The organism is Sphingopyxis sp. GW821-FHT12C06, assembly GCF_058807415.1.
In genome coordinates this window covers 349,552-364,555 of the sequence record NZ_JBXAQR010000005.1, presented here as the reverse complement: position 1 = coordinate 364,555, position 15,004 = coordinate 349,552, and the positions used below count along the sequence as shown (strand labels likewise).

The 15,004-nt window shown below is 65.4% G+C and carries 15 protein-coding genes; 8 read left to right on the top strand and 7 right to left on the bottom strand.

The genetic code is table 11. The features are described from left to right. Positions 1 to 119 precede the first annotated feature (119 nt). The gene (locus AC1RRJ_RS16970) at positions 120 to 791 is read left to right on the top strand and encodes a glutathione S-transferase family protein (protein ID WP_493124761.1); all 672 of its coding nucleotides are present in this window, start codon (positions 120 to 122) and stop codon (positions 789 to 791) included. 127 nt (positions 792 to 918) lie between these two features. Here AC1RRJ_RS16970 and AC1RRJ_RS16965 read toward each other — a convergent pair whose 3' ends face one another. Then, a complete protein-coding gene (locus AC1RRJ_RS16965) occupies positions 919 to 1,386 on the bottom strand; it encodes a cupin domain-containing protein (protein ID WP_493124759.1) in 468 nt (155 codons plus the stop codon). A gap of 49 nt (positions 1,387 to 1,435) precedes the next feature. Here AC1RRJ_RS16965 and dapE point away from each other — a divergent pair, with 49 nt between their 5' ends. After that, positions 1,436 to 2,569, top strand: coding sequence for a succinyl-diaminopimelate desuccinylase (dapE, locus tag AC1RRJ_RS16960; RefSeq protein WP_493124757.1), 1,134 nt, complete (start codon positions 1,436 to 1,438; stop codon positions 2,567 to 2,569). 9 nt (positions 2,570 to 2,578) lie between these two features. Here dapE and AC1RRJ_RS16955 read toward each other — a convergent pair whose 3' ends face one another. From AC1RRJ_RS16955 to AC1RRJ_RS16945, 3 genes are read right to left on the bottom strand one after another with little or no spacing between them, the layout of a single operon-like run. After that, positions 2,579 to 3,154, bottom strand: a complete 576-nt coding sequence (locus tag AC1RRJ_RS16955) for a Smr/MutS family protein (protein WP_493124755.1) — start codon at positions 3,152 to 3,154, stop codon at positions 2,579 to 2,581. A 6-nt stretch (positions 3,155 to 3,160) separates the two neighbouring features. Continuing rightward, complete coding sequence (gene mltA, locus AC1RRJ_RS16950; RefSeq protein ID WP_493124752.1) at positions 3,161 to 4,483, bottom strand: murein transglycosylase A; 1,323 nt, start codon at positions 4,481 to 4,483, stop codon at positions 3,161 to 3,163. Positions 4,484 to 4,500: 17 nt separating this feature from the next. Beyond that, a complete protein-coding gene (locus AC1RRJ_RS16945) occupies positions 4,501 to 5,163 on the bottom strand; it encodes a Tim44/TimA family putative adaptor protein (protein ID WP_493124750.1) in 663 nt (220 codons plus the stop codon). A gap of 243 nt (positions 5,164 to 5,406) precedes the next feature. Between AC1RRJ_RS16945 and secB the strand changes: the two genes are divergently transcribed. The 4 genes from secB to AC1RRJ_RS16925 all read left to right on the top strand — a co-directional run bounded on the left by secB (position 5,407) and on the right by AC1RRJ_RS16925 (position 9,395). Beyond that, the gene (gene secB / locus AC1RRJ_RS16940; RefSeq protein ID WP_493124748.1) at positions 5,407 to 5,922 is read left to right on the top strand and encodes a protein-export chaperone SecB; all 516 of its coding nucleotides are present in this window, start codon (positions 5,407 to 5,409) and stop codon (positions 5,920 to 5,922) included. A gap of 28 nt (positions 5,923 to 5,950) precedes the next feature. Next, complete coding sequence (murJ, locus tag AC1RRJ_RS16935; RefSeq protein WP_493124746.1) at positions 5,951 to 7,549, top strand: murein biosynthesis integral membrane protein MurJ; 1,599 nt, start codon at positions 5,951 to 5,953, stop codon at positions 7,547 to 7,549. A gap of 18 nt (positions 7,550 to 7,567) precedes the next feature. After that, the gene (trpS, locus tag AC1RRJ_RS16930; RefSeq protein WP_493124744.1) at positions 7,568 to 8,584 is read left to right on the top strand and encodes a tryptophan--tRNA ligase; all 1,017 of its coding nucleotides are present in this window, start codon (positions 7,568 to 7,570) and stop codon (positions 8,582 to 8,584) included. A 133-nt stretch (positions 8,585 to 8,717) separates the two neighbouring features. Continuing rightward, a complete protein-coding gene (locus AC1RRJ_RS16925) occupies positions 8,718 to 9,395 on the top strand; it encodes a DUF4136 domain-containing protein (protein WP_493124980.1) in 678 nt (225 codons plus the stop codon). 79 nt (positions 9,396 to 9,474) lie between these two features. On the opposite strand, the gene dnaA is transcribed toward AC1RRJ_RS16925, so the two are convergent. The 3 genes from dnaA to mutM all read right to left on the bottom strand — a co-directional run bounded on the left by dnaA (position 9,475) and on the right by mutM (position 12,592). Beyond that, entirely contained in the window at positions 9,475 to 10,833 is a 1,359-nt protein-coding gene (dnaA, locus tag AC1RRJ_RS16920; RefSeq protein ID WP_493124742.1) for a chromosomal replication initiator protein DnaA, read from the bottom strand. 495 nt (positions 10,834 to 11,328) lie between these two features. Continuing rightward, positions 11,329 to 11,592 carry a 30S ribosomal protein S20 gene (rpsT, locus tag AC1RRJ_RS16915; RefSeq protein ID WP_332817203.1) on the bottom strand — a complete coding sequence of 88 codons (264 nt, stop codon included), beginning with the start codon at positions 11,590 to 11,592 and terminating at the stop codon, positions 11,329 to 11,331. A gap of 187 nt (positions 11,593 to 11,779) precedes the next feature. Next, positions 11,780 to 12,592 carry a bifunctional DNA-formamidopyrimidine glycosylase/DNA-(apurinic or apyrimidinic site) lyase gene (mutM, locus tag AC1RRJ_RS16910; RefSeq protein ID WP_493124977.1) on the bottom strand — a complete coding sequence of 271 codons (813 nt, stop codon included), beginning with the start codon at positions 12,590 to 12,592 and terminating at the stop codon, positions 11,780 to 11,782. Between the two features lie 94 nt (positions 12,593 to 12,686). On the opposite strand from mutM, the gene AC1RRJ_RS16905 reads away from it, so the two are divergent. Together AC1RRJ_RS16905 and ubiB are read left to right on the top strand one after the other, a co-directional pair. Further along, positions 12,687 to 13,424 (top strand): class I SAM-dependent methyltransferase, encoded by a 738-nt coding sequence (locus AC1RRJ_RS16905; protein ID WP_493124740.1) that lies wholly within the window; start codon positions 12,687 to 12,689, stop codon positions 13,422 to 13,424. Further along, complete coding sequence (gene ubiB, locus AC1RRJ_RS16900) at positions 13,421 to 14,965, top strand: 2-polyprenylphenol 6-hydroxylase (protein ID WP_493124738.1); 1,545 nt, start codon at positions 13,421 to 13,423, stop codon at positions 14,963 to 14,965. Before AC1RRJ_RS16905 ends, ubiB begins: the two co-directional genes overlap by 4 nt. Positions 14,966 to 15,004 lie beyond the last annotated feature (39 nt).

Sequence of the window (15,004 nt, the reverse complement as noted above, 5' to 3'; positions counted from 1 at the left end):
TTCTTGGCTAGCCGGGGGCTAGCCAACCTGTAACTGGGAGGGCATGTCATGGGGACACCGGGCCGGAACAGGCCCTCCCCTAGCCCCTCCTGCAAGCGGGAGGGGGACTTGGAGACCCTATGAAACTGTTTCTCGGCAACAAGGCCTATTCCAGTTGGAGCCTGCGCGGCTGGCTCGCCGCCAAGCATAGCGGCCTGCCCTTCGAGGAAATCACCGTCCCGCTCTATGACGAGGACTGGTCGAACCGGCGCGAGGGCGACGAGTTTGCCCCGTCGGGGGGCAAGGTGCCGATATTGTGGGACGGCGAGGATATCGTCGTCTGGGACAGCCTCGCGATCATCGACTATCTCAACGAAAAGACCGAAGGTACCCGCGGCTATTGGCCCGAAGGGCTGGCGGCGCGCGCGATGGCGCGGTCGATGGCGGCCGAAATGCACTCGAGCTTCGCGGCGCTCCGCCGCAACCACAGCATGAACATTCGCCGCATCTATCCCCCCGCCGAGCTGCTTCCCGAAGTACAGGCCGATGTGATTCGCGTCCTGCAAATCTGGGCCGAGGCGCGCGCGCGTTTCGGCGGCGAAGGCGATTTTCTGTTCGGCGACTGGTCGGCGGCCGACATGATGTTCGCCCCGGTCGTCACCCGCTTCATCACCTACTCGATCCCGCTGCCCCGCTTTGCCCTGCCCTATTGCCAGGCGGTGATCAGCCACCCGCACATGCAGGAATGGATCGGCGGCGCGCAGGCCGAGGATTGGGTGATCGAGAAGTTCGAGGGGCCGGTCGAGGGATAGCGAGCGTCGGCTTTCGACCGGAAGCCGGCCTGTCTCCCATCGTCACCCCGGACTTGATCCGGCGTCCATGGCTTCAGCGCTGCGGTGGATCCCGGATCAAGTCCGGGATGACGAAGGGTGGAACCGGTCAAGGAATCCGCTTCGTCGGATAGGGCGTGCCATCCTTGTGGAAATAGCCGTCGGGGGTGAACATCATGTCGATGTCCGAATAGCCGCCGCCGGTATCATATTGCTTGCCGCCGCCCAGCGCGACGAAGACGCAGTCGGCGCCCGACTCATTGACCAGATGATGGCCGTTGATGCTGCCCTTCGGCCACACTGCGATATCGCCGGGGCGCATCGGCGAGCGGCCGTCATCCTCGATCAGCACCGCTTCGCCTGAAATCATCACCAGCATCTCGTCCTCGCCGTCATGCCAGTGGCGCTGCGACGACCAGGCGCCGGGCTTGAGCACCACATGACTCGCGGCGAAATCCGAAAGACCGGTCGCCGGCGCGAGGCGTCGATACCAGCGCCCCTCGACCGGCGCGTCATAGGGCACGGGATACCCCGTAACGTTGGTCTGCGGGATCGTGTCGAGGTCGAGCTTGGGCATCGGGCTTTCCTCTGTTGGCAAAAGGCTGACAGACTTCTACGCCACGCCCATGACCACGACAATTGATCCCGTCACCCTCGCCCAGGCGTTGATCGCCGCGCCCAGCATCACCCCCGCCACCGGCGCGGTGTTCGATGTGCTGGAGGCGGCGCTGGCGCCGCTCGGCTTCGCCGTCGAGCGCTTCATCGACGGGATCGAGCCCGACGGGCCGGTCGAAAATCTTCTCGCGGTGCGTAAAGGCGCCGGGCCGAAGCATTTCGGCTTTGCCGGGCATCTCGACGTCGTTCCGCCGGGCGTCGGTTGGACCGGCGATGCCTTCGCGCCCGAAATTCGCGGCGACCTCCTCTATGGCCGCGGCGCGGTCGACATGAAGGGCTCGATCGCAGCGTTCGTCGCCGCCGCCGCAGAAACGCCCGCCGAGGCGGGGACGATCAGCCTGATCATCACCGGCGACGAGGAAGGCCCCGCGATCTTCGGCACCCGCGCCTTGATGGAGCATATGGACGCCCGCGGCATCCGCCCCGACATGATCGTCGTTGGCGAGCCGACCTCGGTGGGCAAGCTGGGCGATATGGTGAAGATCGGGCGGCGCGGGTCGGTCAATATCTGGATCGACGTGCCCGGGACGCAGGGGCATGTCGCCTATCCGCACCTCGCCGACAATCCGATCCCGAAGCTGGTGAAGATATTGGCGGCGATTGACGCGGTGGTGCTCGATAGCGGCAATGACTGGTTCCAGCCGTCGAACATCGAATTCACCGATATCGAAGTTGGCAATGGCGCGACCAACGTCATCCCCGCCTCGGCGCGCGCGCGGCTGTCGATCCGTTTCAACGACGCACACAAGGGCGCCGATCTGGTCGCGATGATCGAACGTATCGCGCACGACGTAGACCCCAATGCCAGGATATTGGGCAAGATTTCGGGCGAGGCCTTCCTGACCCCGCCGGGCGAGCTGTCCGGACTGGTCGCCGAGGCGATCCATGCCGAGACCGATATCACCCCCGACATGTCGACGACGGGCGGGACGTCAGACGCGCGCTTCCTCCACGCGCTGTGCCCGGTGGTCGAATTCGGGCTGACCAATGCGACGATGCACAAGCTCGACGAGGCGGTCGCGGTTGCGGATCTGCACACCCTCACCGCCATTTATCGCGGGATATTGGTGCGCGCCTTTGCCTGATCCTCGCGCCTAATCCTCTCTGGCACGGCGCAGGATCACATAGACCGCCCCCGCGCCGCCATGGCTGACATGCGCGGGACGGAGCGCGACGATCTGGTCGGCGTAGGGCGAGAAGGCGAGCCAGTCGGGGAGCGAGGCGCGAATCGCGCCGCGCGGGCGCGGGTCGCCGTGCATCAGCGGCAGGCGATCCGCACCGGGGCGAAGGCGACCCGCCACCACCAGCACCACCCGCGCCCCACGAACAAGCGCTCGGCCGATGCTGTCGTCGAGCAGCGACTGGGCCGAGGCGAGGCTGTGGCCGTGCAGATCGATGCTCATATCGGGGCGAACGAGGCCCTTTCTGAGCCGCCGGTCCCAATGGCCGTCGAGCGTCGCCGCCTGATGGGTGCGACGCGGCGGCGGCAATTTGACCGGTGCCAACGGCGCGGCGGCGGGCTTGGCGATATTGCGCGGCGTCGGTTTCGGTAGGACGACCGTTGGCGGAGCGACGGGCGCGAGCGGCGATGCGGGCTTGCGCAGCGGCTTGACCGTCGCCGCGACCTTTTTCCAGAGCGCGCTTTCCTGCGGATCGAGACGCCGTGGCATGGCGCGTCAGGGCGCCGGGAACAGCCGCGCGATGGTGGCGCGCGGCAGCAGGAGCAGCGCCGATCCGCGCCCCGCCATGCCGCCGGCGATCGCGCGCGCGTTGTCGCCCGCACCCCAGAAGCTGTCAAAGCGATTGGCGCCCTTGATCGCGCCGCCGGTGTCCTGCGCGATCCACAGCCCATTGGGCTCGGCGCGGTCGAGCGAGAGGAAGACCGGGGCACCGAGCGGCACATATTTGGGGTCGGCGGCGACGCTGACGCGGCCCGTCACCGGAACGCCGAGCGCGCCGAGGGGGCCAGGGCCGGTGAGTTCGCGAAAGAAGACCCAGCTGGGATTCTCGTTCATCACCGCCGCGCCGCGCACGGGGTCGGCGCGCAGATAATCGAGGATGCCCTGCATCGACGCCTGTCCGGGCTTGAGCTCGCCGCGGTCGAGCAGCAGCTTGCCGATGCCGACATAGCCGCGGCCATTCTGCGTATCATAGCCAATGCGCATGATCTGCCCGTCGGGCAACCGCAGGCGCCCCGAGCCCTGAATTTGCAGGAAGAAAAATTCGGCCGCGTCGGCGGCATAAGCGATTTCGAGCCCGCGCCCGTCGAGTACGCCGCTTTCGATTGCGGTGCGGTCGTAATAGCGGACGAAATTGCTGCCATCGACGCGGCCGCGAATCTTGCGGCCTTTCAGATCGTCCGCAAATTGGCCGAGATCGGCGTCGATCAGGTCGGCGGGGCGGCGATAGATGGGGACGTCATAGCCCGCGCTCTTCGTCCGCGATCCCGCGATTTCGGGTTCATAATAGCCGGTGACGAAGGCGGTGCCCGCGCCGACCTGCACCGTGCCGAAATAGCGGGCGAAGAAGGTCGCGGCATCGCCGTCGGCCCAGCTTTTCGCGGCGGTGCAGCTTTCGGTCCAGTCGGCATTTTGGGTCAGCCCGCTGGTGTCGGCGCGGCGCTGCACCGAGGGGCAGCTGATCCGGAAGGCGGCAAGCGCGGCGGTCGCGCGTTCTGGCGAGACACCAAGCGATGCGAAGTCAGGTCCGGCGATGACCCCAGCGGTTGCTGCGCTGGTCGCCTCGGCCGGAACCGGCGGCGCAGCGAGCGGCGGATTGGGGGTCGCGGGGATCGGGGTCGCGGCGACGGCGCCACTTTCCGATGGGCGCGGATGATAGGGGCGCGGGGTGCCGGCCGGCGCGGGGGCCGGCTTGGTCGAGGCCGGAGGCGGCGTACCGGCAACGGGGCCTGTTCCCGAAACCGCTGAAGCGCAGCCCGAAAGCAGCGGCAAGACGGCAAGAAGGGCGAACCCGAGCGCACGCGGCGCGCGGGCTGTCATCTTCGCCGGCATGGAAATCAGGCTGCTTCGGTTTCGTCGAGCAGCCAATTGGGATCGTTGCTGCCGATCTTGCGGCGGAAGGTCCACAAATCGTCGGTCTGCGCCGCATCGCTCATCGAGCCCGCGATCATCTTGCCTTCGGCATCGCGCGTCACCGCGCTGATGTCGGCGCGATACTGGACGGTGATTCGCGCTTCGTCCCGGCCCACTTCAACCGCAGTGATCTTGGCCGAATCGACGCTCATCAGACGGTTCTCAAGCCGTTCGCCGCGCGCCTCGCGCGCCGCAATCGCTTCGACGAAGGCTTCGTAGCTATCGTCGTCGCACAGGTCGCGCAGCACATCGCGGTCGCCCGCCCAAAACGCCTCGAGAATCATACGATAGGCGGCCTCGGCGCCTTCCATGAAGCGCCCGGCATCGAAATTGCGGTCGGTCGCGAGCAACTGGCGAAGGCCAGCTTCGGCGGCGGGCTCATAAACCAGTCCCGAGGGTTCGGCGGCGGGGGCCGGTGCCTGCCCGTCGCTGTCCTCGAGCCGCACCGGGCTCGGCGCGGCACGCTCGTCGCGGCGCGGCAGCACGGGCTCCTGCTCGTGCCCGGTCCGCTTCCCGAGCACCGAGTAGAGCCGCATGCCGAGAAACGCGGCAATCATGGCAAGCAAGACGATCGAAAAAGCGGTCACAGGCAAAAGTCCAATGCAGGCAGTGGAAAAGTCTTGGTCTCTACATAGGCGATCCGCCGCCATGTTTCAAATCTCCCTTGGCCGGAGCATGGCGGCAGGTCAACGATTCGCCGCGCCGACCACGCGTCGCCGCCCCCATTGTGCTGACCGCGTCGCGCTGCTAACGCCCCCGCAACCGTCCATCGCGGGTCCAGAACGGCCTGTGGGACGGATCCTTTTTCAAGCGAACGAAAGCACGACATCATGGCCGACGAGACCAGCACCGACATCAATCCGGCTCCGCAGGCAAATGGCGAGGACACAAGCCCGGCGATCGGCCTGATCTCGCAATATGTGAAGGATCTGTCGTTCGAAAATCCGAACGCGCCCGCCGCATTCCAGTGGCAGTCGGCGCCGCAGCTCGACGTCCAGTTCAACATCGCCGCCGAAGGCGTGGGCGAAGGCCTGTTCGAAGTGACGCTGAAAATCGACGTGACGTCGAAGTCGGACGAAGGCACCGGGTTCGTGATCGAGCTGCAATATGCCGGCCTGTTCGGCGTCCGCAACGTCCCCGACGATCAGCTTCAGCCCTTCTTCCTCGCCGAAGCTCCGCGCATTCTGTTCCCCTTCGCCCGCCGCGTCATCGCCGACGCCGTGCGCGACGGCGGCTTCCCGCCGCTGCTGCTCGAACCGATCGATTTCCACGGCCTGTTTGCGCAGCAGGTCCAGGCGCAGGCCGAAGGTCAGGCCGAGATGGCGAACCCGGTCGGCGAAGCCTGATTCTGGCTGAGCTGGCGGGGCGCGTGCGATGAGCAGCCTTGTCAAAAATGTCGGGACGATCGGCGGACTGACGCTGATCAGCCGCATTTTCGGCTTTGCCCGCGACATGCTGCTCGCACGCGTGCTCGGCGCGGGGCTTGCCGCTGACGCCTTCCAGCTCGCCTTCACGCTGCCGAACACCTTTCGGCGGCTGTTCGCCGAGGGCGCCTTTTCGGTCGCCTTCGTGCCGATGTACAGCCGCGCGCTGCACGGATCCGAAGCCGAGGGCGGCGGCGAAGCGGCGGCGGCGAAATTCGCCGACGATGTGCTCGCTGTCTTCCTGTGGGTGCTGCTGGTCTTTTCCGCGATCGCGATGATCGCGATGCCGGGCATCGTCTGGCTGCTCGCGCGCGATTTCCAGAGCGTCCCCGGCAAGTTCGAACTGGCGGTGTTCCTCAGCCGCATGACCTTTCCCTATCTGGCGCTGATCAGCCTCGTCGCCATGCTGTCGGGGCTGCTCAACGCGCGCTCGCGCTTTGCCCCCGGGGCGCTCGCGCCCGTGCTGCTCAACATCGTGCTGATCAGCGGGATCACCGCCGGCTGGTGGCTGCGCGGCGACAGCGGCGACGATCGCATCGTCGCGATCGCGCTCGCGATTTCGGTCAGCCTCGCCGGGGTCGCCCAGCTCGCCTATCTCTGGTGGTCGGTGCGCCGTGCCGGGCTGAAGCTCCACTGGCGGCTGCCCAAATTCACCCCCCAGGTGAAGAAGCTGGGTATGCTGATTCTGCCCGCGACCTTCGGCGCCGGAATTTACCAGATCAGCCAGTTCGTCGACACATTTTTCGCGACCTCGCTGCCGCAGGGGTCGCTGACCTTGCTCAAGCTCGCCGACCGGCTGAACCAGATGCCGCTCGGCATCGTCGGCATCGCGCTCGGCACCGCAATTCTGCCGATGCTGGCGCGGCATATCCACAGCGGCGATTCGGCCGAGGCGCAACGGTTGCAGACCAATGCGTTCGAGATGGCGACGCTGCTGACGCTGCCTGCCGCCGCCGCGCTCGCAATCTGCGCCCCCGCTTTCGTCACCGCCTTTTTCGTCGGCGGCAAATTTACCCTCGCCGACGGCGCCATCATGGCGAATATCGTCGTCGCGCTGGTCGCGGGGCTTCCCGCCTATGTCATCGTCAAGATTTTGAACCCCGGCTTTTTTGCGCGTGAGGATATGCGGACCCCGGTGTGGACCGCGCTGGCGTCGCTGATCATCAATATCGCAATCAACCTTTATGTCGTCGAACATTATGGCATCGTCGGACTTGCAGGGGCGACCGCGGTGTCGGCCAGCATCAACTGCCTGTTGCTCTACATCGTCCTCCACCGCCGCGGCTGGTTCCATTTTACCGCCAAGCTCGCGGGCAGGATCGCGCGCCAGATCGTCGCGGTCGCGGCGATGTCGGCGCTGCTGTGGTGGATGATGCCGATGCTGGCGCCCTATTACAGCGGCGGCGTCATCGACCGCATCTGGTCGCTGGCGGCGCTGGTCGCGGCGGGCGGCGCGGTGTTTTTCGCCGTCGCCTTCCTTGTCGGCGCGCTTGACAAGGATCTGGTCGCCATGCTCACGCGGCGACGCGCCAAAAAGGTGGCGCTCTAAGCCGGACAGGAGAATATCATGCGGATCGTATCGGGCATCCAGCCCACCGGACATTTGCACCTTGGCAATTATCTGGGCGCGATCCGCAACTGGGTGCGGATGCAGGACGATGCCGGGAAGGCGGGCGGCGACTGCCTGTTTTTCCTCGCCGACCTCCACGCGCTTTCGATGCCGCACGTCCCCGCCGAGCTGTCCGCGAACACACGCGCGATGACCGCGGCGCTCGTCGCTTGCGGGATCGATCCCGACCGCTCAACCCTGTTCAACCAGGCACGCGTCCCGGCGCACGCCGAACTGCAATGGTTGCTCAACGGCACCGCGCGGATCGGCTGGTTGAACCGCATGACCCAGTTCAAGGACAAGTCGGGCAAGAATCGCGAGGGCGCCTCGGCGGCACTTTACACCTATCCGGTGCTGCAGGCCGCCGACGTCCTGCTCTATCAGGCGACGCACGTCCCCGTCGGCGAAGATCAGAAACAGCATCTCGAGCTGGCGCGCGACGTCGCGCAAAAGTTCAACAATGATTATGCCACCCCCGACACGCCGATCTTCACCCTGCCCGACCCGATCATCCCGTCGAGCGCCGCGCGGATCATGAGCCTGCGCGACGGCGGATCGAAAATGTCGAAATCGGACCCGTCGGACATGAGCCGGATCAACCTGACCGACGATGCCGACACGATGATGCAAAAGGTCAAAAAGGCGAAGACCGACGCCGAGCCCCTGCCGTCCGAACCGGCGGGACTCGAGGGTCGCCCCGAAGCGCGCAATCTGGTCGGCATTTACGCGACCTTGGCCGATGTGCCGGTCGCCGATGTGCTGCGCGACTATGCGGGCCAGGGTTTCGGCGCCTTCAAGCCCGCGCTCGGCGAGTTGCTGGTCGAAAAGCTGGGTCCGATCAATGCGCGCTTCGTCGCGCTGAAGGACGATCGCGCGGCGCTCGATGCCATTCTGAACAAGGGCGCGGAGAAGGCGCGCACCCTTGCAAAACCGACACTCGACGCCACTTATGATGTTCTCGGCCTATGTCGTTGAAACTGCGGCAGCGACCCTGAGCCGGCCCGGAACGAAGTTGCGACGAAGCGGGTTCAACCAAGGTTAAGTCGCATCGGCATAGTCATGGTATAAAGCGGTACTTAATTCACGCACCGAGAAACGGAGCAAGATGATGAGCAAGATGAACCTTCGGCGACTGGGCCTGGCCGCCCTGACAGGCGCCGCGCTGGCGCTCGCCGGCTGCGCCACCCCCTTCCGCGCCGATGTCGCGCGCTTTCAGACCCAGCTCCCCGCGCCGCAGGGGCAGACCTTCGTCGTCGAAGCCGGCGACCCGAGCCTCGACGGCGGGATCGAATTTGGCCAATATGCCAATCTCGTCGCCGGCGAGCTGACCCGCTTTGGCTATCGCCCCGCAGCGCCGGGCGAAAAGCCCGAACTGCTCGTGCGGATGAGCTATGGCATCGACAAGGGCCGCGAGCGGGTGCGCAGCACCGGCTTCAGCGATCCCTGGTATGGCGGCGGCTTCTACGGTCCCGGTTATCGCCCCGTCGTCGTGCGCGGCCCCAACGGGCGGCGCTATGTCTATGGCTGGCGCGACCCCTTCATGTGGGGCGGCTTCGGCCCAAGCTACAACGACGTCGAAAGCTATACCGTCTATACCAGCGGGCTCGAGCTGCAGATCAACCGCGCAGCCGATGGCATGCGCCTGTTCGAAGGTCGCGCCGAAGCCCAGTCGCGCGATAACAATCTGACCCAGATCATCCCCAATCTGATCGAGGCGATGTTCACCGACTTCCCCGGCAATTCGGGCGAGAAGGTGCAGATCACCGTGGCGCCGCCGCCGAAATAAGCGCGATCGCCGGATCAAACAAAAAGGGCCCGCCCTCTCATCCGAGAGGGCGGGCCCTTTTTTGCGTCGGATTGGGGGGTCAACCGTTGAGGCTGCGGCGGATCGCCGCGATCTCCGCATCGAGTTCACCGTCGTTGACGCGCAGCGCCTCGACCGTGCGAACCGCATGGATCACCGTGCTATGATCGCGCCCGCCGAAACGGCGGCCGATTTCGGGGTAGGAGCGCGGGGTCAGTTCTTTCGCCAGATACATGGCGACCTGACGCGGGCGGGCGATCGCGCGGACGCGGCGCTTCGACGCCATCTCCGACTTGTCGAGCCGGTAATGCGCGCAGACCGCACGCTGAATCTCGTCGATCGTGATCCGCGGACGCGCGCTGCGGACATTTTCGGCGAGCCGGTCTTCGGCGAGCGCGAGGTCGACCGTCGTGCCGGTGAGCGCGGCATAGGCCAGAAGCTTGTTGAGCGCGCCCTCCAGCTCGCGGATGTTGCGGGTGAAATGCTTGACCAGATAGGCAACGACCGTGTCGGGCACGTCGAGCATCGGCATCCCGGCGAGCCGCTGGCGGATGATGCGTTCGCGCAGGTCATCCTCGGGTGCCTCGATATCGGCGACGAGCCCGCCCGACAGGCGCGACAACAGCCGTGCCTCAACCCCGTCGAGCATCGCCGGCGGACGGTCGGCGGTGACGACGAGGCGCTTGCCCGCAGTCATCAGATCATCGATCGTGTGGAGCAATTCTTCCTGCGTCGAATTTTTGCCGATCACAAATTGCAGATCGTCGAGCAGCAGAAGGTCGGCGGCGCGCAGGCGCGCCTTGAACGCCATCATGTCGCCGCCGCGCATCGCGCCGACAAATTCGAGCATGAATTTTTCGGCCGACATCAGAATGATGGTCGCCCCCGGATGGACTGCGGCATAATCCTGCGCAATCGCGTGGAGCAGGTGCGTCTTGCCCTGGCCGGTGCCCGAGCAGAGATAGAGCGGATTGAACTGCGGCGCCTCCGCCATCGCCATGCGGCGCGCGGCATTGGCGGCAAGGATATTGCTGCGCGCGACGATGAAGCGGTCGAAGCTGAGGCGCGCATCGAAAGGCGACGGCACCATGATCGCCGGAGCGGGCGGCGCTTCGAATATGGGCAGCTCGGGCGATGCCAGTGCTGCGGCACGATCGCTCGCCGCCGCGCCGCCGCGCACCATCACGCTGCGCACCGCGGGCAGATGCTGGCGCCACGCGAGCTCGAGCCGGTCTCCGAAGCGTTCATTGACCCAATTGGCCGAGAAGCGGCTGGCGGTCTCGAGCGTCACCACGCCCGACATTGCGCAATAGTCGGCAAAGCGCACCGGCTTCAGCCAGTGATCGAAGGTGCGCGCACCGAGGTCGCGGCGCAGCCCTTCGGCGACGCGCAGCCAGAGCGTGGCGGCGTCGCCGCTCATCGCTCGACCTTGCGTGTCTGTGCCATGCCTGTCGTTGCTCCGTATCACTCTGCGCCGCCCCTTGATGTCCCCTTGCCGGCGTTCCGCTGGGCCGACCACGCGCCGATTCGTCACTTGCGGCAGGCGCAAGCATATTGTCTCGCGCCGAAGCCCGATAAATTGCGAATCATGTCGTTGTGGCGGCCACCGGCGAAGGCCGACGACACCTCTGTCTAGTCAGGGTTGAGAGAGTCGATCAAGGGCAGGCCCTGTAAAAATTCTGAAATATAATTCTTGACTCAACCCACCCCTTGGAAAATCGTTGAGACGTATTTTTATCGTTATATTTCAGATACTTATTTGCAAAAATCGAATGCGCCAGATCCGCGGGCAAAACGAATCGCGATAAATCCGTCACTTACCGCGGCGCAACAAATCTGCCTTGCTGGAGTCACAAAAAAGACCCGCCGGAAGTACCGGCGGGTCTTTTGGTTTTGCTTGTCGGCAAAAGCCGAATCAGGCGATCGCGTTGACGCTCTTGGTCAGGCGCGAATATTTGCGAGCCACGGTGTTCTTGTGCAGAACGCCCTTGGCAACGCCGCGTGCCATTTCGGGCTGAGCAGCCTTCAGCGCAGTCGCAGCCGCGTCCTTGTCACCGGCGGCGACGGCGTTCTCGACCTTCTTCACCAGCGTGCGGATGCGCGAGACGCGATTCTTGTTGACGACGGTGCGCGCCTGGTTGCGGCGGATGCGCTTTTTTGCCTGCGGCGTATTGGCCATAAATTCCTCGGTTTCCAAACGGTCTAAGTCAGTCGGAGCGCAGCAGCACCGGAGCAGCCGAATCGCGCAAAGCGGCGAATCAATGTCCGGATACAGCCGGGACCGGATGACCGAACCCTGCTCGAAGGGTGCGCGCATAGCCAGAGTGGCCCGATTGGTCAATCCTTATTGCAGGAAACCTCCCGCATTACCGTTGGCATTTGGGGCAAAAGAAGGTCGATCGCCCGCTCTGGACGATGCGCGCGATTGTGCCGCCGCATTCGCAAGCATCGCCCTCGCCGCCATAGACGCGCCAGTCCTTGGCGAAATAGCCAAGCTCGCCATCGGGCTGCTTATAGTCGCGCAAGGTCGATCCCCCCGCTGCGATCGCCGCCGCAAGCACCTCCTTGATCGCCGGCACCAGCGCCGCGAGCTTCGCCTTCGACACATCGGTTGCCGCCCGGGTCGGCGCGATGCGCGCCATATTGAGCGCTTCGCACACATAGATATTGCCGAGCCCCGCGACGATCGTCTGGTCGAGCAGCATCGCCTTGATCGGTGCACGGCGGCCCGCAAGCACCTGCGCCAGATAGGGTGCGTCGAACGCGTCCGACAAAGGTTCGGGCCCGAGCGACACAAAGGCCGGAAAGCCGGTCAGCGGATCGCCGGCAACGAGGTCGACCGAGCCGAAGCGGCGCGGATCGTGGAGCATCAGCCGCTGCCCCGCCGCGGTGTCGATGAGCAGATGGTCGTGCTTGCCAGGTTCGCCCGGCCCGATCCGCCAGCTTCCCGACATGCCGAGGTGAAAGATCAGATGATCGTCGCGGTCGGTAGCGATGATGCCGTATTTGGCGCGGCGCGAGAGGCCGGTGACGGTCGCACCAGTCAGCCGCTGTGCGAGATCGACGGGGAACGGCCGGCGCAAATCCGGGCGCATCGTCGAGACGCGGGTCAGGCGCTGGCCGGTGAGGTGCGGCGCGAGGCCGCGGACGGTGGTTTCGACTTCGGGAAGCTCTGGCATATCGCCCATCGGGCTACGCGCCATTTGCTTGGCGAACAAGCCTTGGCTAAAGGCCGGGGCGCACGTCCCGCACTCCCCGCAAAGGCGCATATCCATGTCGACCCCAGAAACCGTCAGCTTTGGCTATGAAGAGGTCGCCGCGACCGAAAAGACCGCCAAGGTCGGCGAGGTATTCAGCCGCGTCGCCAAAAAATACGACATTATGAACGACGCGATGTCGGGCGGGATGCACCGTCTGTGGAAAGACCGCTTCGTGCGCCGTGTGAAGCCGCGCGAAGGCGAGTCGATCCTCGACATGGCGGGCGGCACCGGCGACATCGCCTTTCGCATGGAACGATCGGGCGCCAGCATCACCGTCGCCGACATCAACCCCGACATGCTGGGCGTCGGCGTCGAGCGCGCCGCCGAACGCGGCATCGACACTTTGGTGTGGAGCGAGCAAAATGCCGAGACGCTGAGCTTTCCCGACCAGTTTTTCGACGCCTATACGATCGCCTTCGGCATCCGCAACGTCACCGACATTCCGGCCGCGCTGAAGGAAGCGCACCGCGTGCTGCGCTATGGCGGGCGCTTCTTCTGCCTCGAATTTTCGACCAACGAATGGCCGGGCTTCGCACAGGCCTATGACGCCTATTCGCACCATCTGGTCCCCAAGCTCGGCAAGCTGATCGCGCAGGATGAGGACAGCTATCGCTACCTCATCGAATCGATCCGTCGCTTCCCGCCGATGCCCGAATTTGCGCGGATGATCCGCGAAGCCGGCTTCACCGCGGTGAAGGTCGAACCGATCATGGGCGGCCTCGTCGCGATTCACAGCGGGTGGAAAGCTTGACCCGTCCCGTCACCCATATTTTTCGCCTGCTGAAATGGGGCCGCACCCTCGCGCGCCACGGCGCGCTGCGCGGGATCGAAAGCGCACCGACCACCCCGACGAGTGTCAAGCGGCTCTGCCGCATTGCGCGCCTCGGGACGATCCAGCCCAAAATCCCCGACTATGCTTCCGCCTTCCAGGCGATCGGCCCCGCCGCGGTCAAGCTCGGCCAGACGCTCGCGACGCGCCCCGACCTCGTCGGTGAGGATGCCGCGCATAACCTGCTGATGCTGCAGGACGCGCTCGCGCCGGTCGGCTTCGAACGCATAAGGCAGGAGATTGAGGCCGCGTTCGAAGCTCCGCTCGAGTCGATCTATACCGAGTTCGACCCCGAACCCGTCGGGTCGGCGTCGATCGCACAGGTCCACCGCGCGGTGACGAGCGACGGCCGGCAGGTTGCGGTGAAAGTCCGCCGCCCCGGCATCGACAAGCAGTTCGCGCGCGACATCGAAACCTATGAATGGGCGGCGGCGCATGTCGAAGCCTTTGGCGGCGAACTGGCCCGCCTGCGCCCGCGCGAGGTGATCGCCAATTTCCGCCGCTGGACCTTGCGCGAGCTCGACCTGCGGCGCGAGGCTGCCTCGGCGTCCGAACTCGCCGACGCGATGGTCGCAGTCCCGACCTTTCAGGTTCCCGCGATCGACTGGGACCGCACGACCAGCCGGGTGATGACGCTCGACTGGATCGACGGCATCAAGATCTCGCACCGCGACGCGCTCGTCGCCGCGGGGCACGACATGGAGGCGCTGGCGTCGAACCTCGTCCACGCCTTCCTGCGCCAGGCGATTGCCGAGGGCTATTTCCACGCCGACATGCATCAGGGCAATTTGTTCGTGAAGGCCGACGGGACGATCGCCGCGGTCGACTTTGGCATCATGGGGCGGATCAACCGGCAGGCGCGCTACTGGCTCGCCGAAATCCTCTATGGCCTGACCACCGGAAACTACCGCCGCGTCGCCGAAATCCATTTCGAGGCGCAGTATGTGCCCGATTACCACAGCGTAGAAGAATTCGCGACCGCACTGCGCGCGGTCGGCGAGCCGATGCGCGGCAAGCCAGTGAGCGAGCTCAGCGTCGGGCAGATGCTCGACGGGCTGTTCGCGATCACCCGCGATTTCGACATGCAGACCCAGCCGCACCTGCTGCTGCTGCAAAAAACGATGGTGATGGTCGAGGGCGTCGCGACTATGCTCAACCCCAAGATCAACATGTGGGACGTGTCGGGGCCGTTCGTCAGCGAATGGATCCGCGACGAGCTGGGCCCCGAGGCCGCGCTCGCCGACGGGATTCGCGAACAGGGCAAGACGCTGGCGCTGATCCCCGACATCATCCGACGCCTCGACGCGCAATTGCCGCGCAAGGGCGGCGCCCCGCCCGCCCCGCCGCTGCCCGAGATCGCGCTGATGTGGGACAAGGGCGAGCGGAAGCGTTGGTGGCGTTATGCGCTGACCGCTATTGTCAGCGCGGCGGTGGGGGCTGCGGCACTGAACTGGCTGGGTTGAACCGCTCCGCAAATGCGCATAATCTATGCGCAAGGAGAA

What these genes read in the sequence shown, in the direction of transcription:
- rpsT (WP_332817203.1), bottom strand. Translation starts at nt 11,592, where the DNA reads ATGGCCAATACGCCGCAGGCAAAAAAGCGCATCCGCCGCAACCAGGCG.
- mutM (WP_493124977.1), bottom strand. Translation starts at nt 12,592, where the DNA reads ATGCCAGAGCTTCCCGAAGTCGAAACCACCGTCCGCGGCCTCGCGCCG.
- AC1RRJ_RS16925 (WP_493124980.1), top strand. Translation starts at nt 8,718, where the DNA reads ATGAGCAAGATGAACCTTCGGCGACTGGGCCTGGCCGCCCTGACAGGC.
- AC1RRJ_RS16905 (WP_493124740.1), top strand. Translation starts at nt 12,687, where the DNA reads ATGTCGACCCCAGAAACCGTCAGCTTTGGCTATGAAGAGGTCGCCGCG.
- secB (WP_493124748.1), top strand. Translation starts at nt 5,407, where the DNA reads ATGGCCGACGAGACCAGCACCGACATCAATCCGGCTCCGCAGGCAAAT.
- AC1RRJ_RS16955 (WP_493124755.1), bottom strand. Translation starts at nt 3,154, where the DNA reads ATGCCACGGCGTCTCGATCCGCAGGAAAGCGCGCTCTGGAAAAAGGTC.
- murJ (WP_493124746.1), top strand. Translation starts at nt 5,951, where the DNA reads ATGAGCAGCCTTGTCAAAAATGTCGGGACGATCGGCGGACTGACGCTG.
- AC1RRJ_RS16970 (WP_493124761.1), top strand. Translation starts at nt 120, where the DNA reads ATGAAACTGTTTCTCGGCAACAAGGCCTATTCCAGTTGGAGCCTGCGC.
- dapE (WP_493124757.1), top strand. Translation starts at nt 1,436, where the DNA reads ATGACCACGACAATTGATCCCGTCACCCTCGCCCAGGCGTTGATCGCC.
- AC1RRJ_RS16965 (WP_493124759.1), bottom strand. Translation starts at nt 1,386, where the DNA reads ATGCCCAAGCTCGACCTCGACACGATCCCGCAGACCAACGTTACGGGG.
- mltA (WP_493124752.1), bottom strand. Translation starts at nt 4,483, where the DNA reads ATGACAGCCCGCGCGCCGCGTGCGCTCGGGTTCGCCCTTCTTGCCGTC.
- trpS (WP_493124744.1), top strand. Translation starts at nt 7,568, where the DNA reads ATGCGGATCGTATCGGGCATCCAGCCCACCGGACATTTGCACCTTGGC.
- dnaA (WP_493124742.1), bottom strand. Translation starts at nt 10,833, where the DNA reads ATGAGCGGCGACGCCGCCACGCTCTGGCTGCGCGTCGCCGAAGGGCTG.